The organism is Phaeobacter sp. JH20_02 (assembly GCF_048056915.1).
In the GTDB taxonomy this organism is placed as follows: domain Bacteria; phylum Pseudomonadota; class Alphaproteobacteria; order Rhodobacterales; family Rhodobacteraceae; genus Phaeobacter; species Phaeobacter bryozoorum.
In genome coordinates this window covers 490955-510461 of record NZ_JAYMVP010000022.1, presented here as the reverse complement: position 1 = coordinate 510461, position 19507 = coordinate 490955, and the positions used below count along the sequence as shown (strand labels likewise).

Genomic DNA, 19507 nt, shown 5'->3' with positions numbered 1-19507 from the left:
CCAGTCGTTTTTCTCAGCCCTGCGCCTTCAGCTCCAGGCGGCGGGCGTGCAGCACCGGCTCGGTATAGCCGGAGGGCTGGACGCGACCACGGAACACCAGATCGCAGGCCGCCTGAAAGGCAACCCCGTCAAATCCGGGTGCCATCGGCGTATAGCTCGGATCACCCGCATTCTGCTGGTCCACAACCGCCGCCATTTTCTGCATCGCAGCCATGACCTGCGCCTCGTCCACCACGCCATGATGCAGCCAGTTGGCCAGCGCCTGGCTGGAAATCCGACAGGTCGCCCGATCTTCCATCAGCCCCACGTCGTGGATATCGGGCACCTTGGAGCAGCCGACGCCCTGATCAACCCAGCGCACCACATAGCCCAGGATACCCTGCGCGTTGTTCTCGATCTCTTGCGCGATATCGGCGTCCGACAGGTTCTGACCATCCATCATCGGAATGGTGAGCAGATCCGCAAGGGTTCCGCGCGCACCGGCTGCCTTCAGGCTGTCCTGCACCGCGTGGACATCAACATGGTGGTAATGGGTGGCGTGCAGGGTCGCCGCCGTCGGCGACGGCACCCATGCACAGGTCGCGCCGGATTTCGGGTGGCCGATCTTGGCCTGCAGCATCTCGCCCATGCGATCCGGCATCGCCCACATCCCCTTGCCGATCTGCGCCCGACCCTTCAGACCGCAGGCCAGACCGATATCGACATTGCGATCCTCGTAGGAGGCAATCCAGGGGGTCGATTTCATCTCGCCCTTGCGTAGCATCGGGCCTGCTTCCATCGAGGTGTGGATCTCATCGCCGGTCCGATCCAGGAAGCCGGTGTTGATAAAGGCCACACGATGCTTGGCCGCGCGGATACATGCCTTGAGGTTCACCGAGGTGCGGCGTTCCTCATCCATGATACCAATCTTGACCGTGTGGCGCGGCAGGCCCAGCGCGTCTTCGACATGGTCAAAGATCCGGTTGGTAAAGGCGACTTCCTCGGGCCCGTGCATCTTCGGCTTCACCACATAGACCGAACCATGCAGCGAATTGCCGCCCTCCGCCTGGAGGTCGTGCATGGCGCAGAGCACGGTGATCATCGCATCCATGAAGCCTTCGCCCGCCTCACGGCCTTCGCTGTCCAGAACCGCTGGATTGGTCATCAGATGGCCGACGTTGCGCACCAGCAGCAGCGAGCGCCCCTTCAGCCGCAGATCGGACCCATCCGGCGCGGTGAAGGACAGATCGTCATTCAGCACGCGGGTAAAGGTGGTCCCGCCCTTGCTCACCTCCTCGGAAAGGTCACGCTTCATCAGGCCCAGCCAGTTGGAATAGGCCGTGACCTTGTCCTCACTGTCAACGCAGGCAACGGAGTCTTCGCAATCCATGATGGTCGACAGCGCGGATTCCAGGATGATATCGTTGATCCCAGCCTGATCGCCCTTGCCGATATTGCCCTCGGCATCGACCACGATCACTGCATGCAGCCCGTTGTTTTTTAGCAGGATCTTGCCCGGCGTGGCGGCGGCGCCGTCATAGCCTGCAAACTGCGTCCCATCCTTGAGCGCAGGCACCAGCGCGCCATCCTCAACCGACAGGCCAGTGCAGTCCGACCACGACCCGTCAGCAAGCGGGAAGGTCTGATCGAGGAACCCACGCCCCCATGCGATCACCCGCGCGCCCCGCCCGGCATCATAGCCTTTGCCCTCAGGCAGGTCGCCCATGGCATCGGTGCCATAAAGCGCATCATACAGGCTGCCCCAGCGCGCATTGGCCGCATTCAGGGCAAATCGCGCGTTGGTGATCGGCACCACCAGCTGCGGCCCCGGAACATTGGCGATTTCGTCGTCAACATTCTGCGTCTCGATCTCGAAATCATCCCCTTCGGGCAGCAGATAGCCGATCTCGCGCAAAAACACCTCATAGGCCGCCGCGTCATGGGCCTGGCCCCGGCGCGCGATATGCCAGGCATCAATCTGCCCCTGAAGATCGGCGCGTTTGGCCAGCAATGCGCGATTTTCGTCACCCATGCCGTTGACCAGACCGGCCAGTCCACCCCAGAAGGCATCTGTCGTGACACCGGTGCCGGGCAGCGCCTTGTCCTCGATGAAGGACACCAGCGTGTCAGCCACCTGCATATCATGACGTTCCTGCATCCCGCTCATGGGGCCATCCTCCTGTTAACTGGGCGTATTACTGCCCCCGATACACCAATAGTTCCGTATCATCAACGCTGGCGGTAATATTAGTTTACCAATTCATGCGAAACTGCTTCAAATAAACTCTACAGATGCCCGACAGCGCTGACCGTCTCTCACACTAGCGACACTCTCCAAACAGAAAAAGCCCGGTAGCGAGCTACCGGGCAAGTCGGGGAGGAATATCAGATTGTCATACAGGGTCAGTCACCGGCGATGGTCGCCTGCACTTCGGCGGCGGTCTGCGGTGCTTCGACCACGTCCTGCTCGCCACCTTTGTTGAAAACCCACAACAGGAAGACGGCGAACATCAAAAGCACCGCAACAACGACGCCCCGAATGCCCAACAGGGCCGGTTTGTGCAGTTTCTCTTCGCGTTCAACATTGGTGTCAGGTGCCGACATGGGCCGCTCCTTTGTCTACAAGTTTGCGCGGTTGCTGGCGCGGGGCCGCAGCCGCTGGTACATAGTCTTGGTATAGATACGCTGACGGACCCATCCGGGTTCCATGGAACAGGAAAAAACCATGAAAGATGCCGCGCCCGCCACCGCACCGGAGACGATTTATCTAAAGGATTACAAACCCTTCGGATTTGAGGTGGAGAAGGTCGAGCTGACGTTTCAACTCTCGCCGAATGCCACCCGCGTTCTGAGCAAGATCCGGTTTTCGCCCAAAGCCGAGGCCGCCGATCCCCGGTTCTTCCTGCATGGCGAAGCGCTGAAGCTGATCTCGGCCAAAATCGACGGCGCGCCGGTGACACCCGAGCTGATCGACGGCGGGCTGACCTGCGCCACCCCCGATACTCCCTTCGTCTGGGAGGCCGAGGTTGAAATCGACCCCGCCGCCAATACCGCGCTGGAAGGGCTTTATATGTCCAGCGGCATGTATTGCACCCAATGCGAGGCCGAAGGGTTCCGCAAGATCACCTACTACCCGGACCGCCCGGACGTGATGTCGACGTTCTCGGTGCGGATTGAAGGCGACGCGGCGGTGATGCTGTCGAACGGCAACCCGGTGGGCGCAGGCGAGGGTTGGGCCGAATGGCACGACCCCTGGCCCAAACCGGCCTATCTCTTTGCGCTGGTGGCCGGCGATCTGGTGAACCACCCCGACCGCTTCACCACCAAATCCGGCAAGGATGTCGAGCTGAACATCTGGGTCCGTCCGGGGGATGAGGGCAAATGCGCCTTTGGCATGGAGGCGCTGAAAAAGTCGATGAAATGGGACGAGGACGTCTATGGCCTCGAATATGACCTCGATCTGTTCAACATCGTCGCGGTTGACGACTTCAACATGGGTGCGATGGAAAACAAGGGGCTGAATATCTTCAACTCCTCCTGCGTACTGGCATCACCCGAAACCTCTACGGATGCCAATTTCGAACGGATCGAGGCGATCATCGCGCATGAGTATTTCCACAACTGGACCGGCAACCGCATCACCTGCCGCGACTGGTTCCAGCTCTGCCTCAAGGAAGGGCTGACCGTCTATCGCGACGCCCAGTTCACCGCCGACATGCGATCGGAGCCGGTGAAGCGGATCGAAGACGTCATCGCCCTGCGCGCCCGCCAGTTCCCGGAAGACGGCGGCCCCCTCGCCCATCCGCCGCGCCCGGAACAGTTCCAGGAAATCAACAACTTCTACACTGCCACCGTCTATGAAAAAGGCGCCGAGGTAATCGGCATGCTGAAGCGGCTGGTCGGCGATGAAAACTACTACAAGGCGCTGAAGCTCTATTTCGAGCGCCACGACGGGCAGGCCTGCACCATCGAGGATTGGCTAAAGGTGTTCGAGGACGCAACCGGCCGCGACCTGACCCAATTCAAGCTGTGGTACAGCGAGGCAGGCACGCCGCGGGTAAAAGTGTCCGAGGATTACGCCGACGGCACCTATACCCTGACATTTGAGCAATCAACGCCGCCGACACCCGGCCAGCAGAACAAGGCGCCGCGGGTCATTCCGATCGCGGTGGGCCTGTTGTCCCCCAACGGCGACGACCTGCGCGGCACCGAAGTGCTGGAGCTGACCGAAGCCAGACAGAGCTTCACCTTTGACGGCCTCGCCTCGAAACCGGTGCCCTCCATCCTGCGGGAGTTTTCGGCCCCGGTGATCCTGGAGCGCGAGACCACCAACACAGAGCGTGCCTTCCTGCTGGCCCATGACACCGACCCGTTCAACCGCTGGGAGGCCGGCAATCTCCTCGCGACCGAAACCCGCGTCGCCATGGTGACCGATGGCATCGCCCCCGATACGGCCTATCTTGATGCGCTGGTCAAACTGGTGCGCGACGATGCGCTGGACCCCGCCTTCCGCGCGCTGGTTCTGTCTCCCCCCAGCCAGTCGGAAATCGCCCAGACCCTGCACGATCGTGGGGTCACACCCGACCCGCAGAGAATCTACGACGCGGCGGAGACCTTCACCCAGACCCTGGCGCAGCAGCTGGAAACCAGCCTGCCCCGGCTCTATGCCGCCACCACTGTCGATGGCCCCTATCAGCCCGACGCCCATGGCGCGGGCCTGCGGGCGCTGAACGGCCGTATTCTGGCGCTGCTGACCCGTCTCGACGGTGGCGATCAGGCTGCGCGCCAGTATCAGACCGCCGACAACATGACCCAGCAATATGCCGCACTGGCAAGCCTGATGAAGGCGGAGAAAGGCGCGGACCAGAGCCAGGCCTTCTTTGATCAGTGGCAGGACGACCGTCTGGTGATGGACAAATGGTTTGCCCTGCAAGTGGCCTGCGCCGCGCCAGACGCCGCCGCTCGCACGGCCGCAGAGCTGACCCAGCACCCGCTGTTCAGCATGAAGAACCCCAACCGGTTCCGCGCCGTCATGGGCGCGCTTGCCGGCCATCACGCAGGCTTTCACCACGACAGCGGTGCAGGCTATTCCCTGCTGGCGCAGAACCTCATCGCGCTGGACCCGCTGAACCCGCAGACCACCGCACGGATGTGTGCTGCCTTCCAGACCTGGACGCGCTACGACAGCGCGCGTCAGGCGCTGGTCCGGGCCGAGCTGGAGCGCATTCTGGCCACTGACGGGCTGAGCCGGGACACCCATGAAATGGTCAGCCGGATCCTGAAGGGGTGATGCGACAGGCCGCGCAGAAGAGCGGGCCATATCATGGCCCGTTCGCAATCCGCCGCCGCTCCTCCGCGCCTCGGCGCGAACCATCTGTCATCGAGGCCCCGCCTCATGGCTGATGCTCCGATGACAGATCCGCCGACGAGCCGCCGGGCAGTCATTCCCGCCTATCGCTACAGCCGGGCCGCCCGCTCGCCACGCCTGCTGCTCGCCCTCGGCCTGTGGGGGGCCGGGATTGCGGCGCTGTCCGTCGCGCTCTGGATCTCGCTGCTGCTGATCCTGCCAATGCTGCCCGGCCTCTGGGAACTCTGGCGCAACCCGACTGCCAGTCTGAAGCTGAATGCAACACGGCTCTGCTGGCGCAATGCCTCCGGCGCCGTAGACCTGCCGATCAATCGGATAAGCCATGTGACGCTCGACCGGCGCTGGGACTTTTCTCACCGCGCCACCATTCATACGGAGGCGGGCAAGCGGTTGCGCATTCCCCCCGATTGCCTGCCACCGCATCAGATCCTTGAACAGGCCCTCACCGCAGCAGGCCTGCCCGTCAGGCGGCATCACTTCCGCATCTATTGAGCGCGGACCTCCCCAAAACGACTCCCCGCCGCCACGCAGGCAAATCTTAACCCGCGTTAACCTGCCACTGGAATATCCCAATCGTCCATCGCAATGGCGCGCGCCCGCCATGATTGCGCCCCAAAGAACGGCCAGTCTGATTGCAGTGATTTCAGCTGCCAGCACGCGGACATGGATATGCTCAACAAAAACACCCCAGCGCGCGACCTTATCAGACAGGTATTTTCAACTCTGCTACCCGGTGAAGGCCGGGCGACCCTCACGCAAAACACAGCGGCGCACCCCTGCGCTGCCGCCCGCAGCAGGCAGGATCAGGCAACCGCCCCCCGCCGCGCCGCAGACCGCCCGGATCACCCGCCGCAGCAGCTCATCGTGCCGGTCTGCGAGCCGGATCAGGGCGAAAGCGACTGCGCAACGCTTCAGGACAAGGGACAGTTTCTGGCCCGTCAGGACCGCTGGACCGACCTCTCCGCAGAGATCGCAAAAGCCGACAAGGCCCGCCAGAATACGCCGCATGGCCTGCCCGTTGCCGAGCTTCTTGCCCATGGCGCGCGCAGCGATGTGGTCAATGCCGTCGAACATGCGCTCAGCCTTGGCCACGCCGGAGACCGGCGCAAGATGATCGAAGGCGTCATGGGGCTGGAGACGATGTGCGTGGAACACCGCGACGATCCTTATCTGCGCACTCTGGTGGCCCTCGCCCATATTGATGTGGCCTGGATCTGGCGCGGCTATTCCGATGTCCTGTCAATCACCGTGGCCAATGGCCAGCGTTGCGCCGCCCATTTCGACAGGGCAGCCGCCTTGCTGCATCCGCTGGATGGTATTGCCCTCGACAGCCCGTTTATTGCCGCAGCGAAAACCGCGCTGCTCGCCGGGCAACGATCCGCCAGCGCGACGCAGGTGGCGGATGATTTCGCCGCACTCATCGACCTGGACCCCGACAATCACCGCCACATGCGCAGTCTCGGCACCCATATGCTGCCGCGCTGGTTCGGCAGCTACGATGCCCTCGACCTCGAAGCGCGCCGCACTGCCGCCCGTACACAAGAGATCTGGGGCGACGGCGGCTACGCCTGGGTCTATTTCGACGCCATCGCCTTGGACCCGGAAGCCTGCGCCCGCGTCGACATCGACTTCTTCATGGATGGCTTGCGCGATATAGTCTCACGCCGACCGGATCAGGAAATGATCAACCTGCTGGCCTCTTACTGCGCGGTGGCGCTGCGTTATGTCGAAGAGACCGCAACGACCACCACCGGGCAGCGCGCCGAGATCGCCGGGGCGGCGGATTGGCTGATCCGCGACCACCTGCGCGAAATTCATCCGCTGATCTGGGCCCACGCCGCGCAGCGGTTCGACAACAACCTGCGCATCGCCTCACCGCGCCGGTTTGCCGACCATGGCCGCCGGGACGCGCTGCGCTTCATCGCCGGCCTGTTTCGCAGCGAAATCGAGGCCGGCCAGCGGGTGGAGTTTTCCGCCAAAGGGCTGCGCGTCTCGCCTGATTAGGCGGGCCGCGCAGCATCGCTCAGGTTTTCTTGAACGCATCCAACAGGGCCGCACCCAGCGCGCCCGTGGTTTGGCCAGAGCTTTGCCCAGAGCCTTGACCTGAACCCTGCCCCCTGCCCTGACCACCCTTTGGGCCAGCGGACGTCTGGCGCTTGCCGCCGCCCGAATGCCCACCGGGCTTGCCACCACGCTGCGGAGCTGCGCCCTTGGCCGGGCCGCGAGCATTGCGCTCCTCTCTGGCTGAGGCACCGCCGTCCTTCTTCATGGTGAGGGCGATGCGCTTGCGCGGCACATCCACCTCGGTGACAGTGACCTTGACCACCTGTCCTGTCTTCACCACCTCATGCGGGTCTTTCACGAAGCGGTCGGCCAGCTGGCTCACGTGCACCAGCCCATCCTGATGCACCCCAATGTCCACGAATGCCCCAAAACCCGCGACATTGGTGACCGTGCCCTCCAGCACCATGCCGGGTTTCAGGTCGGTGATCGTCTCCACCCCATCCTTAAAGGACGCCGTCACAAAAGACGGGCGCGGGTCGCGGCCCGGTTTCTCCAGTTCCGCAAAGATATCCTGAACCGTCGGCAGGCCCACGTCGCCGCCCACAAAATCCTCTGCCCGCAAGGATTTAAGCGCCGCACCATCGCCCATGATCTGGCGGATATCACGGCCGCAGGCCGCCACGATCTTGCGCGCCACATCATAGCTTTCGGGGTGAACTGAGGACGCATCCAGCGGCTCCTTGCCATCGCGGATCCGCAGGAATCCCGCGCATTGCTCAAACGCCTTGGGGCCGAGGCGCGCCACCTTCAGCAGCTGCTTGCGCGAGCTGAATGCGCCGTTCATGTCGCGGTGCGCCACAATCGCCTCCGCCAGGCCGGGGCCAAGCCCCGAGACATGGCTCAGCAGCGGCGCCGACGCCATGTTGAGGTCTACCCCCACGGCGTTCACCACATCCTCAATCACCGCTTCCAGCGATTTCGACAGTTTGTGCTGGTCCACATCATGTTGGTACTGGCCAACGCCGATGCTCTTCGGTTCGATCTTCACCAGTTCCGCCAGCGGATCCTGGAGGCGGCGGGCAATCGAGACCGCACCGCGCAAGGAGACATCCAGATCCGGGAACTCCCGCGCCGCCAGCTCAGATGCGGAATAGACCGAGGCGCCGGCCTCGGACACCACCACCTTGGTCGGCGCCTTCACCTTGGCCGGCAGGTGTTGCAGCACCTCCGCCACCATCCGCTCGGTCTCGCGGCTGGCGGTCCCGTTACCAATGGCGATCAGCTCAACGCCATGTTCGGCAATCAGTCTCACAATCGACACCTGCGCCCCGCGCAGATCGTTCTTCGGCTGGAACGGATACAGGGTCTCGGTGGCCACCAGTTTTCCGGTTGCGTCAACCACCGCCGCCTTGACGCCGGTGCGAATGCCCGGATCCAGCCCGAGAGTCGGCCGCGCACCGGCTGGCGCGGCAAACAACAGATCCTTCAGATTGCGGGCAAAAACCTGAATCGCATCTTCTTGCGCCCGGCCGCGCAGATCGCCCATCAGCTCCAGCATCATCGAGAGCGACAGCTTCACCCGCCAGCACCAGCCCGCGACCTTGCGCAGCCAGACATCTCCCGGCCCGTTGCCGCCCGCGCCCAGCACCGCCGCTACCATCGCCTCGGCGCGCGCCACGCCTTCCTCCGGCTCCGGCCCGACGTCCAGCGTCAGCACGCCCTCGTTGGAGCCGCGCAGCATCGCCAGCGCCCGGTGCGAGGGCACATCCGCCCAGCGCTCGGAATGCTGGAAGTAATCAGAGAACTTGGCGCCCTCCTGCTCCTTGCCCTCGACCACCTTGGCAGACAGCACCGCCTCCTTCTGCAGGAACTCCCGCAGTCGGCCCAAGAGGGTTGCATTCTCCGTCAGCCGTTCGGTCAGGATATCCCGCGCGCCGTTCAGCGCGTCCTTCACCGTCACGACCGCCTCGGTAACATAGCCTTCGGCCAGCGCCTCCGGGTCGGTGCTGCGGTCGGCCAGAATGGTATCCGCCAGCGGCTCCAGCCCGTTCTCCTTGGCGATCATCGCCTTGGTGCGCCGCTTCGGCTTGTAGGGCAGATAGATATCCTCCAGCTGCGCCTTGGTCTCCGCCTTGGCAATCGAGGCGGCCAGATCGTCGGTCAGCTTGTCCTGCCCCTTGATCGAGTCAAGGATGGCGGCGCGACGCTTTTCCAGCTCGCGCAGATAGTCCAGCCGCTCCGCCAGCGTGCGCAGCTGGGTGTCATCCAGCCCGCCCGTGGCCTCCTTCCGGTAGCGCGCGACAAAGGGCACTGTGGCGCCTTCATCCAGCAGCGCAACGGCGGCACTCACCTGTTTGGCGGCGGCGCCGATTTCCGTAGCAATGGTCTGGCTGATGCGGGCGGATGTGTCCAAGGCGGCCTCCTGAAAATTCTGCTCGGGCTGCCAGTACTAGCCCTGCCGGAACGTCTCGCCAAGAGGCTGAATCAGCCCCGAGCGAACCATTGCGGAGGGCAGAGTCCGTCCCGAGGGTGGGCGTGAAGCGCCCGCCCATGGGCGCGGGACGGGCGCTGCCCGGACCTGCGGCCCATGCAAAAGGGCAAATCAATGTACCCTTCTGCCCCTCAATGCCCCCTTGCCCCTGCCCGCGCGGGGGCCTAGAACGCTTGCCAACATCGGACATTCGGATACGGCGGAAAACCATGCTCGACCTGACATATGAACTCCCCAAGCCCAAGGTGATCGCGGGCGCCAAGCATGACTGGGAACTGGTCATCGGTATGGAGGTGCATGCTCAGGTCAGCTCCAATGCAAAGCTGTTCTCCGGCGCCTCCACCAAATTCGGCGCCGAGCCGAACTCCAACGTGGCCTTTGTGGACGCGGCGATGCCCGGCATGCTGCCCGTGATCAACGAATACTGCATTGAACAGGCGGTGCGCACCGGTCTGGGCCTGAAGGCCGATATCAACCTGTGGTCGGCTTTTGACCGCAAGAACTACTTCTACCCCGACCTGCCGCAGGGCTACCAGATTTCCCAGCTTTACCACCCGATCGTGGGCGAAGGCGAAGTGCTGGTGGAACTGGGCGACGGCACCGCGCGCAACGTGCGTGTGGAGCGGATCCACATGGAGCAGGACGCGGGCAAGTCGATCCACGACATGGATCCCAACATGTCCTTTGTCGACCTGAACCGGACCGGCGTCTGCCTGATGGAGATTGTCTCGCGCCCCGACATTCGCGGCCCGGAAGAAGCCGCCGCCTATATCGCCAAGCTGCGCCAGATCATGCAGTATCTCGGCACCTGCGACGGCAATATGCAGAACGGCAACCTGCGCGCCGACGTCAACGTCTCCGTCTGCCTGCCGGGCCAGTACGAGAAATATCAGGAAACCCAGGACTTCTCCCACCTCGGCACCCGCTGCGAAATCAAGAACATGAACTCGATGCGCTTCATCCAGCAGGCGATCGAGGTCGAAGCCCGTCGCCAGATCGCCATCATCGAGGCAGGTGGCGAGATCATGCAGGAAACCCGCCTGTACGATCCGGACAAGGGCGAAACCCGCTCCATGCGCTCCAAGGAAGAGGCGCATGACTACCGCTATTTCCCCGACCCCGACCTCTTGCCGCTGGAAATCGAACAGGCCTGGGTGGATGAGATCAAGGCAAACCTGCCGGAACTGCCGGACGAGAAAAAGGCGCGGTTCATCAAAGACTTCGGCCTCAGCGACTATGACGCCTCGGTACTGACCGCGGATGTGGAATCGGCGGCCTTCTTCGAGGAAACCGCCAAGGGCCGCAGCGGCAAGCTGGCTGCAAACTGGGTCATCAACGAGCTGTTCGGCCGCCTGAAGAAAGAAGACCACACGATTACCGACTCCCCGGTCTCACCTGCCCAGCTGGGCGGCATCATCGACCTGATCGCCTCCGACGCGATCTCCGGCAAGATCGCCAAGGACCTCTTTGAGATCGTCTATACCGAAGGCGGCGACCCCGCTCAGATCGTCGAAGAGCGCGGCATGAAGCAGGTGACAGATACCGGCGCCATCGAAGCCGCGCTGGACGAGATCATCGCCGCCAACCCCGCGCAGGTGGAGAAGGCCAAGGTGAACCCGAAACTGGCAGGCTGGTTTGTCGGCCAGGTGATGAAGGCCACCGGCGGAAAGGCGAATCCGGCCGCCGTGAACAAGCTGGTGGCGCAGAAGTTGGGCGGCTGATCCGGCCACCGGGCACGCAACGCCCCTCAGATAAGAACCACGCAAGGGCGCCCCGGTGGCGCCCTTTGTCGTGTGAAAGGCGCTGCCACCCCCCAACCCGAACGCGATGATCTGGAAGCCGCAGCGGCAATTGGGGTATACTGCCGCCCGACAGGTCCCCGCCCATGGGGAACGCGGACGCTTGACCCCCCGCACGCTTGCGCTAAACCTGCCGCCGACACAGGAGACGTTTATGCAAGCTTTTGAATACAAAGTTGTCCCCGCCCCCGCCAAGGGCACCAAGGCCAAGGGCGTCAAAACCGCCGAAGCCCGCTTTGCCAATTCCATTGATATCCTGCTGAACGACATGGCGGCAGAGGGCTGGGAATATCAGCGCGCGGAGCTGCTGCCATCCGAAGAGCGCAGCGGGCTGACCGGCTCGACGACGAACTGGCGCAACGTGCTGATCTTCCGCCGTGCGCTGCCAGCCGCCGCCGAGCAGTTGCAGGCTCAGGCCGTGGCTCAGCTGGCCGCCCAGATCACCGCGCAGCTCGCAGCGCAGCCCCCCGCCCAAGCGGCGGATCACAGCACAGCGGCAGCTGCCACAGCGACCCCCGCGGAGGAGACACCAGCAGTCCCGACGCTTGGCCCGGCCACCACCAGCGCTGTCGCGCCACCCATCGCCATCGCCGGCGACCCAGAGGCCCCGGCAGGCGCCATTGCCGTTCCGGGCCGGGGCGCCCGCTCTATGGTCGCCGATGACGGCGTCGAGGAGCTGAGCCCGGTGTCCGGCCTGACCGCCGCCCTGAAAGCCCGCGCCAGCCTTGCCGCCACCCCGAAAGATGGCGCCGCCAAACCCGCGCCAAAAGTAGAACCAAAACTGACCAGATCGGAAAAATCCTCCGAGGATCCGGCAAACAGCTGACCAGCCCCCGGATGCAATTCCCCGCCAGCGTTGCCATTGTGGCACATCGGCGGGGCTTTGCCTGACTTCCGCCGCTAGACTCCGATATCCAGCGCCAGCGCGTGGATGCGCGGCACGATATCGCCCAGCGCCTTATGCACGGCGCGATGCTGCGCCACGCGGGACATCTCGGCAAAGCCATCGGCCCGGATATATACGTTGAAATGGCTTTCGCCACGCCCGTCGTGACCGGCGTGGCCGACGTGCTGGTCGCTCTCATCCTCAACCCGCAATGCGCGTGGTGCAAATGCGTCGCGCAGACGCGTCTCGATCTCTTCACGGATGCTCATTCTGGCGTGTCCTGCATAAAAATCCCCGTATTAATTTTCCCAGCCCCCTTCAATCTGCCGCCCCTTAGACTAAACTGCTGCCTCCGAGTCGAACAGTTGCGTCTAGAAGGTGCGCCCCATGACCAAGTCAGATCCCTTTGGTTTCGATATGTCCATCCGGTCAGCGAAGAAAAAGAACCCCCGCGGCCGGCGGGCCGCCACCGGCGCGTCCGAGACCTCGCAGCGCATCTGCGACAAGGATGGCTGCGATGAACCCGGCAAATTCCGCGCGCCCAAGGCACCGGATGTGCTGGATGATTACTACTGGTTCTGCCAGGAGCACGTGCGCGAATACAATACCAAGTGGAACTTCTTTGAAGGCACCACCGAGGCCGAATTGAACGCCCAGCAATCCAAGGACAAGGTCTGGGAACGTCAGACCAAACCGATGGGTGACCCCGAGGCGCGCGCCTGGGCGCGGCTGGGCATCGAGGACCCGCATCAGGTGCTGGGCCAGAACGCCACCCGGAATCCGGGGCGCTCAGCCCAGGCCGGGCGCCGCCTGCCCCCGACCGAACGCCGCGCGCTGGAAGTGCTTGAGGCCAAGGACGACTGGAGCAAGGCAGACATCCGCAAAGCCTATAAGAAGCTGATCAAGGTGCTGCACCCCGACATGAACGGTGGCGACCGCAGCCAGGAAGAACAGCTGCAAGAGGTGGTCTGGGCCTGGGACCAGATCAAGGACAGCCGCAGCTTCAAATAAGCGGTAGTTGCGCCCCGAACCAGCCAGACAGAAAACCAGAGCGTCGCGCAAGCGGCGCTTTTTCTTTGTGCAACCTCTGGGCTTTGCAACGCCAGAAGCTTGCAGCGTTCAGACGCCCGCCACGGGACAACTACGGATCGTCGCGGGGCAGAGATTTGTCCCTAAATGAAAAAGCCACGGCAGATCGGTGCCGTGGCTTTCTGTCTTGCTGACAGGCTCGGATGTTAGCTGCCCTTGCGCTGCGGCCGCGCCGCTCCGCCGGTTTTGGCAACTGCTGCCCGGGCCTTGTTCTTCTTGCTGGTCGGCTTGCCCTTTGGTGGCGGTGCGCCCTTGCGGCCCGATTTCCCCGGATTGGACCAATCGCCCTTGGGCTTGCCCGGAACCGCCGGTTTGGCGGGTTTTGAGGGGCTGGCGGCACGATCCGACGGGCCGCGCGCAGTCACCGTGGCCTTGCCGCCTTCGCCCGTGCGCTTTGGTTTGTCAAAGCGCGGCTTGTCGCCATAGCTGGGCTTGTCGCCACGGGGTTTGTCGCCATAGGGCTTGCTGCTCCGTGGCTTGTCACCGTAGGCCGGTTTGTCACCATAGGCAGGCTTGTCGCCCCGGGGTTTGTCACCGCGCGGCTTGTCATAGCTGGGTTTGTCGCCGTAGGGCTTGCGCTCACCACGATCCTGGCCACGGGGGCCACGTTTGTCATCGCGGAAACCATCGCGGTCCCGGTTCTGCGGGCGCGGCGATTTCGGCAGATCTGGCGCCTTGTCCAGACGCGTTACCGTGGCGCCCTCTTCCAGCTCACCATGTTTGACCGCACCCCAGAACGCATCGGCACTGCTTTCGCGCACCTCGACATAGCTCTGGTCGAACTGAATGCGGATCGCGCCGATGTCGTCTTTGGTCAGATTGCCGGCATTGCACAGCATCGGCAGCAGGCGGCGCGGCTCGGCACCGGCCTTGCGACCACCACTGACCGCAAACCAGACGGAGGGGCCAAAGGGCGCCCGCTCTTCCCGCTCGCGCTTGTCCATCTGCGGATCGCTCAGCTCTTCCGGCGCGCTGTGGCGGTCGTGGAACAGGCGCAGATAGGCGGCGGCCAGCTGCTCGGGAGAGAAACGCTCGACCAGTTCCGCCACCGGGGCGGTCTCATTTTCGCTGACCGGCTCGCTCCAGGCCTTGTCACCCAAGAGACGTTCAAAGTCGCGGGCGCGCACATCATCGGCACTGGGGGCCGGGCTGGTTTCTGCGGTGATCTTGGCGGCACGCAGCAGGCGCAGGGCCTTGCCCTTGGCCTTTGGGGGCACGATCAGCGCGGACACACCCTGGCGCCCGGCACGGCCGGTACGGCCCGAGCGGTGCAACAGGGTTTCGTGGCTAGACGGCAGATCCGCATGAATCACCAGATCCAGCTTCGGCAGGTCGATCCCGCGCGCCGCCACATCGGTGGCCACGCAAACCCGCGCCCGCCCGTCGCGCAGGGATTGCAACGCGTTGCTCCGCTCCGCCTGGGACAGCTCGCCCGACAGGGCAACCACGGAAAATCCGCGATTGCTCAGCCGCGTGGTCATCCGGTTCACCACCGCACGGGTGTTGCAGAACACGATCGCATTGGGCGACTCGTGGAAGCGCAGCACGTTGATAACGGCGTTTTCGACGTCGCGCTGCGCCACAGCCAGCATCTGGTATTCGATATCCGCGTGCTGCGAGGCTTCAGCCACGGTTTTGATCCGCTGGTGATCCTTGAGATAGGTCTCCGCCAGACGCGCGATACCAGTCGGCACAGTTGCCGAGAACATCAGGGTGCGGCGGTCTTCCGGGGATTCGCCCAGAATGAACTCCAGATCCTCGCGGAAGCCCAGATCCAGCATCTCGTCTGCTTCGTCCAGCACCACGGCGCGTACCTGCGACAGGTTGATCGAGCCGCGCATGATGTGATCGCGCAGACGGCCGGGGGTGGCCACGACGATATGGGCACCACGCTCCAGCGCGCGGCGTTCGTCGCGCATGTCCATACCGCCCACGGTGGAGACGACCTGCGCACCGGCCTCGGCATAGAGCCAGCCCAGTTCGCGTTTCACCTGCAACGCCAGTTCGCGCGTCGGCGCGATGACCAGCGCCAGCGGCAGCTCGGCCCGGTCCAGTTTCTCGGCCTCACCCAGCAATGTAGGGGCCATCGCCAGGCCGAAGCCTACGGTTTTGCCGGAACCGGTCTGCGCCGACACCAGAAGGTCGGACTGATCCAGCTCGGGCGCGGTGACGGCCTGTTGAACGGGTGTCAAATGCTCGTAGCCGCGCGCCTGAAGCGCTTGTTCGAGTGCTGTTTTCAAGATTTCATTTCGCTTGCTGCGGGGCGCGCCGCCAAAGGGCACGCCGAATATCGGGAATGTCCCCGACTGCGCAGGAACGCGGATGGCATCATCCAAGTGCGCGCTGATATCGGCTTTGCCCTCTTTTGTACAGGGTTCATTTGGCTCATCCGGCACCAGAAGCCACCAGCAGACGCAACCCCGCTATGCGTTTGCCGCCACACCCTGCCACCGGCAGAACACAGGGGCGCGGGCCGGAATGCCCCCGCCCGACACGCGCGCAACTGGCCCGGCCAGGCGCGGCCTTAGTGCCAGATTGAGACCAAACGTCACGACAGCTGGTCAAACCCGGCCTTGGCCCCTTGCGATTGCAGACAAGATCAGGCACCAATCCACCGGATTGCCGCCAGCCGACGGACGCTGCGCGGATGAGGATAAGGATCGATTGTGATGACCGACGGTATGCTGGATATGAACGCGAAACCCACCGAGACCCTTTCGGTGCGCGATGTGTTCGGAATTGATACGGATATGACCGTCAAGGGCTTCGCCGACGGCTCCGACCGGGTTCCGGCTCTGGATCCGACCTATAAATTCGATCCCGAGACCACGTTGGCCATTCTGGCAGGCTTCAGCCACAATCGCCGCGTGATGATCCAGGGCTACCACGGCACCGGTAAATCGACCCATATCGAACAGGTCGCCGCGCGCCTGAACTGGCCCTCCGTCCGGGTGAACCTCGACAGCCACATCTCCCGGATCGACCTCATTGGCAAGGACGCGATCAAGCTGCGCGACGGCAAGCAGGTCACTGAATTCCACGAAGGCATCCTGCCCTGGGCGCTGCGCAACCCGGTTGCCATCGTGTTCGACGAATATGACGCGGGCCGCGCGGACGTGATGTTCGTGATCCAGCGCGTTCTGGAGCATGACGGCAAGCTGACGCTCCTCGATCAGAACGAGATCATCACCCCGAACCCGTTCTTCCGCCTGTTTGCCACCGCCAACACCGTTGGTCTGGGCGATACCACTGGCCTCTATCACGGCACCCAGCAGATCAACCAGGCCCAGATGGACCGCTGGTCGCTGGTGGCCACGCTGAACTACCTCAGCCACGACGCCGAAAGCGCCATCGTCCTGTCCAAGGCGCCGCATTACAACACCGAGAAGGGCCGCAAGACCATCAGCCAGATGGTCACCGTCGCCGATCTCACCCGCACCGCCTTCATGAACGGCGATCTCTCCACCGTGATGTCGCCGCGGACGGTGATCAACTGGGCGCAGAACGCCGAGATTTTCCGCGATGTGGGCTATGCCTTCCGCCTGTCGTTCCTGAACAAATGTGACGAGCTGGAGCGCCAGACCGTCGCCGAGTTCTACCAGCGCTGCTTTGACGAAGAGCTGCCGGAAAGCGCCGCGAGCGTTTCGCTGGGCTAACAGCAATGTGCCGCCCGGCCGCAAGGCCGGGCAGCGCCCGAACTGCCCCCGCCAGACCGAAGGTTTGCCTCCGGCAAAACGGGCGGGCGCTTCGCCTCTCACCCCGCCGGGACCGGCGCTGCCCTATCCGCAGCAGTGCCACTGGACTTTTCCGACACGAGGGGGGATGCTCACAAGGGACTAGGTGCGACCATGAACAAGCCCAACGACAACCCCGCCGATCCGTTCAAGAAGGCGCTGGCCGAAGCCACCAAGGTCATGGCCAATGATTCCGAGCTGAACGTCTCCTACTCGGTCGACCCTGCCGGTCTGTCCGGCGACAATATGCGGCTGCCTCAGGTCTCCCGACGGATGACCCGCGAAGAGGTGCTGCTGGCCCGTGGCACCGCCGATGCGCTGGCGTTGCGCCACAAATTCCACGACCCCGCCACCCATGCCCGCTATGCCCCGCCCGGCGACATGGCGCTTGATCTCTACGAGGCGCTGGAATCCGCCCGCTGCGAGGCGATGGGCGCGCGGCACATGCCCGGCACCGCCTCCAATATCGACGTGAAGATCCAGAACGAAGCCCTGCGCAAGGGTTACGACCAGATCAAATCCGCAACCGAGGCGCCGCTGGCGGTATCCGCCGGCTATCTGATCCGCCATCTGGCGACCGGCCGCCCGATGCCCGAGGCCGCCGCCAACGTCATGGAACTGTGGCGCGGTTTCATTGAGCAGCAGGCCGGCGACACACTGGCCAATCTCGGTGACACCATCGAGGATCAGGCCGCATTCGCCAAATTCGCGCGGCAGGTGATCACCGATCTGGGCTATGGCGACCAGCTGGGCGACGACCCGGATCAGCTTGACGACGAACAGGACAGCGACGCCGAAGACGACGCCGAGGAGCAGCAGGACCCCGACAGCAGCGGTCAGGACGACTCCGAAGAGGAAGAGGCCGACGCCAACCCCGAACAGGCCCAGGAGCAGCAGCAGGACGAAAGCCAGGCGCAGGTCTCGATGGACGAGATGGCCGATGAAGAGCTGGCTGAAGATACCGAAATGCCCGATGGCGAGGCTCCGCTGGACCCGCCACCGCCGCCCGCCGTGTCGGAGGCTGATCCCGACTATAAGGTCTTCGATGATGCCCATGACGAGGAAATCGCCGCCGAGGATCTCGCCGAACCGGCGGAGCTGGAACGGCTGCGCGCCTATCTGGACCAGCAGCTGGAACCGCTGAAAGGGGCCGTCTCGCGGCTTGCCAACAAATTGCAGCGCCGCCTTCAGGCGCAGCAGAACCGCTCGTGGGAGTTCGACCTCGAAGAGGGCATTCTGGACGCCGGCCGTCTGGCCCGCGTGGTGGCAAACCCCACCACGCCGCTGTCGTTCAAACGGGAGAAAGACACCGAATTCCGCGACACCGTGGTGACGCTCCTCTTGGACAACTCCGGTTCCATGCGCGGTCGGCCAATCTCCATCGCCGCGATCTGCGCCGACGTTCTGGCCCGCACTCTGGAGCGCTGCAACGTGAAGGTCGAAATCCTCGGCTTTACCACCCGCGCGTGGAAAGGCGGGCTCGCGCGTGAGGCCTGGCTCAATGACGGTCGCCCGCAACTCCCCGGCCGTCTGAACGACCTGCGCCACATCATCTACAAAGCCGCCGATGCGCCGATGCGCCGGACCCGCGACAATCTTGGCCTGATGATGAAAGAGGGCCTCCTGAAGGAGAATATCGACGGCGAGGCGCTGGAATGGGCGCACCGCCGCATGGTCGCCCGTCAGGAAGCCCGCAAGATCCTGATGGTGATCTCCGATGGCGCGCCGGTGGATGACAGCACCCTGTCGGTGAACCCGGCCAACTATCTGGAAAAACACCTGCGTGATGTGATCGCGATGGTGGAGCGGCGCAAACAGGTCGAACTGCTGGCCATCGGCATCGGCCATGACGTCACCCGCTATTACGATCGCGCCGTGACCATCACCGATGTTGAACAGCTGGCAGGCGCCATGACCGAGCAGCTGGCCGCTCTCTTTGACAGTGACCCGCGCGCCCGCGCCCGGGTGATGGGCATCAAACGCGCGAGCTGAGCACGCCAGCCACGCCGCTCTGAATCAAAGCCCCGCGCCGCTTCGGTGCGGGGCTTTGTGTTACAGGGGTTGCGGGACGTCGCCGGATTTGGAACAAGTGTTCGCGACAGAGCGCGCCATGACCGCCGCGCCATTTCCTTGTTCCTGCCGACGTCGCGCAACACC

General features: G+C 63.8%; 13 protein-coding genes. 8 read left to right on the top strand and 5 right to left on the bottom strand.

Annotation, left to right across the window (positions count from 1 at the left end; all coding sequences use genetic code 11):
• Positions 1-13: 13 nt before the first annotated feature.
• Both VWY34_RS09185 and VWY34_RS09180 read right to left on the bottom strand, forming a co-directional pair.
• Positions 14-2146: a malate synthase G gene (locus tag VWY34_RS09185; protein ID WP_416545376.1), complete on the bottom strand. Its 2133-nt coding sequence runs from the start codon at positions 2144-2146 to the stop codon at positions 14-16.
• A 236-nt stretch (positions 2147-2382) separates the two neighbouring features.
• On the bottom strand, positions 2383-2583 hold the full coding sequence (locus tag VWY34_RS09180; RefSeq protein ID WP_340545069.1) for a hypothetical protein: 201 nt from the start codon (positions 2581-2583) through the stop codon (positions 2383-2385).
• Positions 2584-2704: 121 nt separating this feature from the next.
• Between VWY34_RS09180 and pepN the strand changes: the two genes are divergently transcribed.
• From pepN to VWY34_RS09165, 3 genes are all read left to right on the top strand, one after another.
• A complete protein-coding gene (pepN, locus tag VWY34_RS09175; protein ID WP_416545374.1) occupies positions 2705-5269 on the top strand; it encodes an aminopeptidase N in 2565 nt (854 codons plus the stop codon).
• Between the two features lie 105 nt (positions 5270-5374).
• Entirely contained in the window at positions 5375-5839 is a 465-nt protein-coding gene (locus VWY34_RS09170; RefSeq protein ID WP_416545372.1) for a hypothetical protein, read from the top strand.
• Between the two features lie 177 nt (positions 5840-6016).
• Complete coding sequence (locus tag VWY34_RS09165) at positions 6017-7351, top strand: hypothetical protein (RefSeq protein WP_416545433.1); 1335 nt, start codon at positions 6017-6019, stop codon at positions 7349-7351.
• Positions 7352-7370: 19 nt separating this feature from the next.
• Here VWY34_RS09165 and VWY34_RS09160 read toward each other — a convergent pair whose 3' ends face one another.
• Positions 7371-9764, bottom strand: a complete 2394-nt coding sequence (locus tag VWY34_RS09160; protein ID WP_416545370.1) for a Tex family protein — start codon at positions 9762-9764, stop codon at positions 7371-7373.
• Positions 9765-10051: 287 nt separating this feature from the next.
• Here VWY34_RS09160 and gatB point away from each other — a divergent pair, with 287 nt between their 5' ends.
• Positions 10052-11563: an Asp-tRNA(Asn)/Glu-tRNA(Gln) amidotransferase subunit GatB gene (gene gatB / locus VWY34_RS09155; protein ID WP_416540427.1), complete on the top strand. Its 1512-nt coding sequence runs from the start codon at positions 10052-10054 to the stop codon at positions 11561-11563.
• A 232-nt stretch (positions 11564-11795) separates the two neighbouring features.
• Entirely contained in the window at positions 11796-12467 is a 672-nt protein-coding gene (locus VWY34_RS09150) for a DUF4177 domain-containing protein (RefSeq protein WP_416548986.1), read from the top strand.
• A gap of 74 nt (positions 12468-12541) precedes the next feature.
• On the opposite strand, the gene VWY34_RS09145 is transcribed toward VWY34_RS09150, so the two are convergent.
• On the bottom strand, positions 12542-12796 hold the full coding sequence (locus tag VWY34_RS09145; RefSeq protein WP_340545062.1) for a BolA family protein: 255 nt from the start codon (positions 12794-12796) through the stop codon (positions 12542-12544).
• 118 nt (positions 12797-12914) lie between these two features.
• Here VWY34_RS09145 and VWY34_RS09140 point away from each other — a divergent pair, with 118 nt between their 5' ends.
• On the top strand, positions 12915-13538 hold the full coding sequence (locus VWY34_RS09140; protein ID WP_340545061.1) for a DnaJ domain-containing protein: 624 nt from the start codon (positions 12915-12917) through the stop codon (positions 13536-13538).
• A 224-nt stretch (positions 13539-13762) separates the two neighbouring features.
• Here VWY34_RS09140 and VWY34_RS09135 read toward each other — a convergent pair whose 3' ends face one another.
• Positions 13763-15856 (bottom strand): DEAD/DEAH box helicase, encoded by a 2094-nt coding sequence (locus VWY34_RS09135; protein ID WP_416540430.1) that lies wholly within the window; start codon positions 15854-15856, stop codon positions 13763-13765.
• Between the two features lie 429 nt (positions 15857-16285).
• Here VWY34_RS09135 and cobS point away from each other — a divergent pair, with 429 nt between their 5' ends.
• Together cobS and cobT are read left to right on the top strand one after the other, a co-directional pair.
• Positions 16286-17272 carry a cobaltochelatase subunit CobS gene (cobS, locus tag VWY34_RS09130; protein ID WP_416536769.1) on the top strand — a complete coding sequence of 329 codons (987 nt, stop codon included), beginning with the start codon at positions 16286-16288 and terminating at the stop codon, positions 17270-17272.
• Between the two features lie 192 nt (positions 17273-17464).
• Entirely contained in the window at positions 17465-19342 is a 1878-nt protein-coding gene (gene cobT, locus VWY34_RS09125; protein WP_416545366.1) for a cobaltochelatase subunit CobT, read from the top strand.
• The last annotated feature ends 165 nt before the right edge of the window (positions 19343-19507 follow it).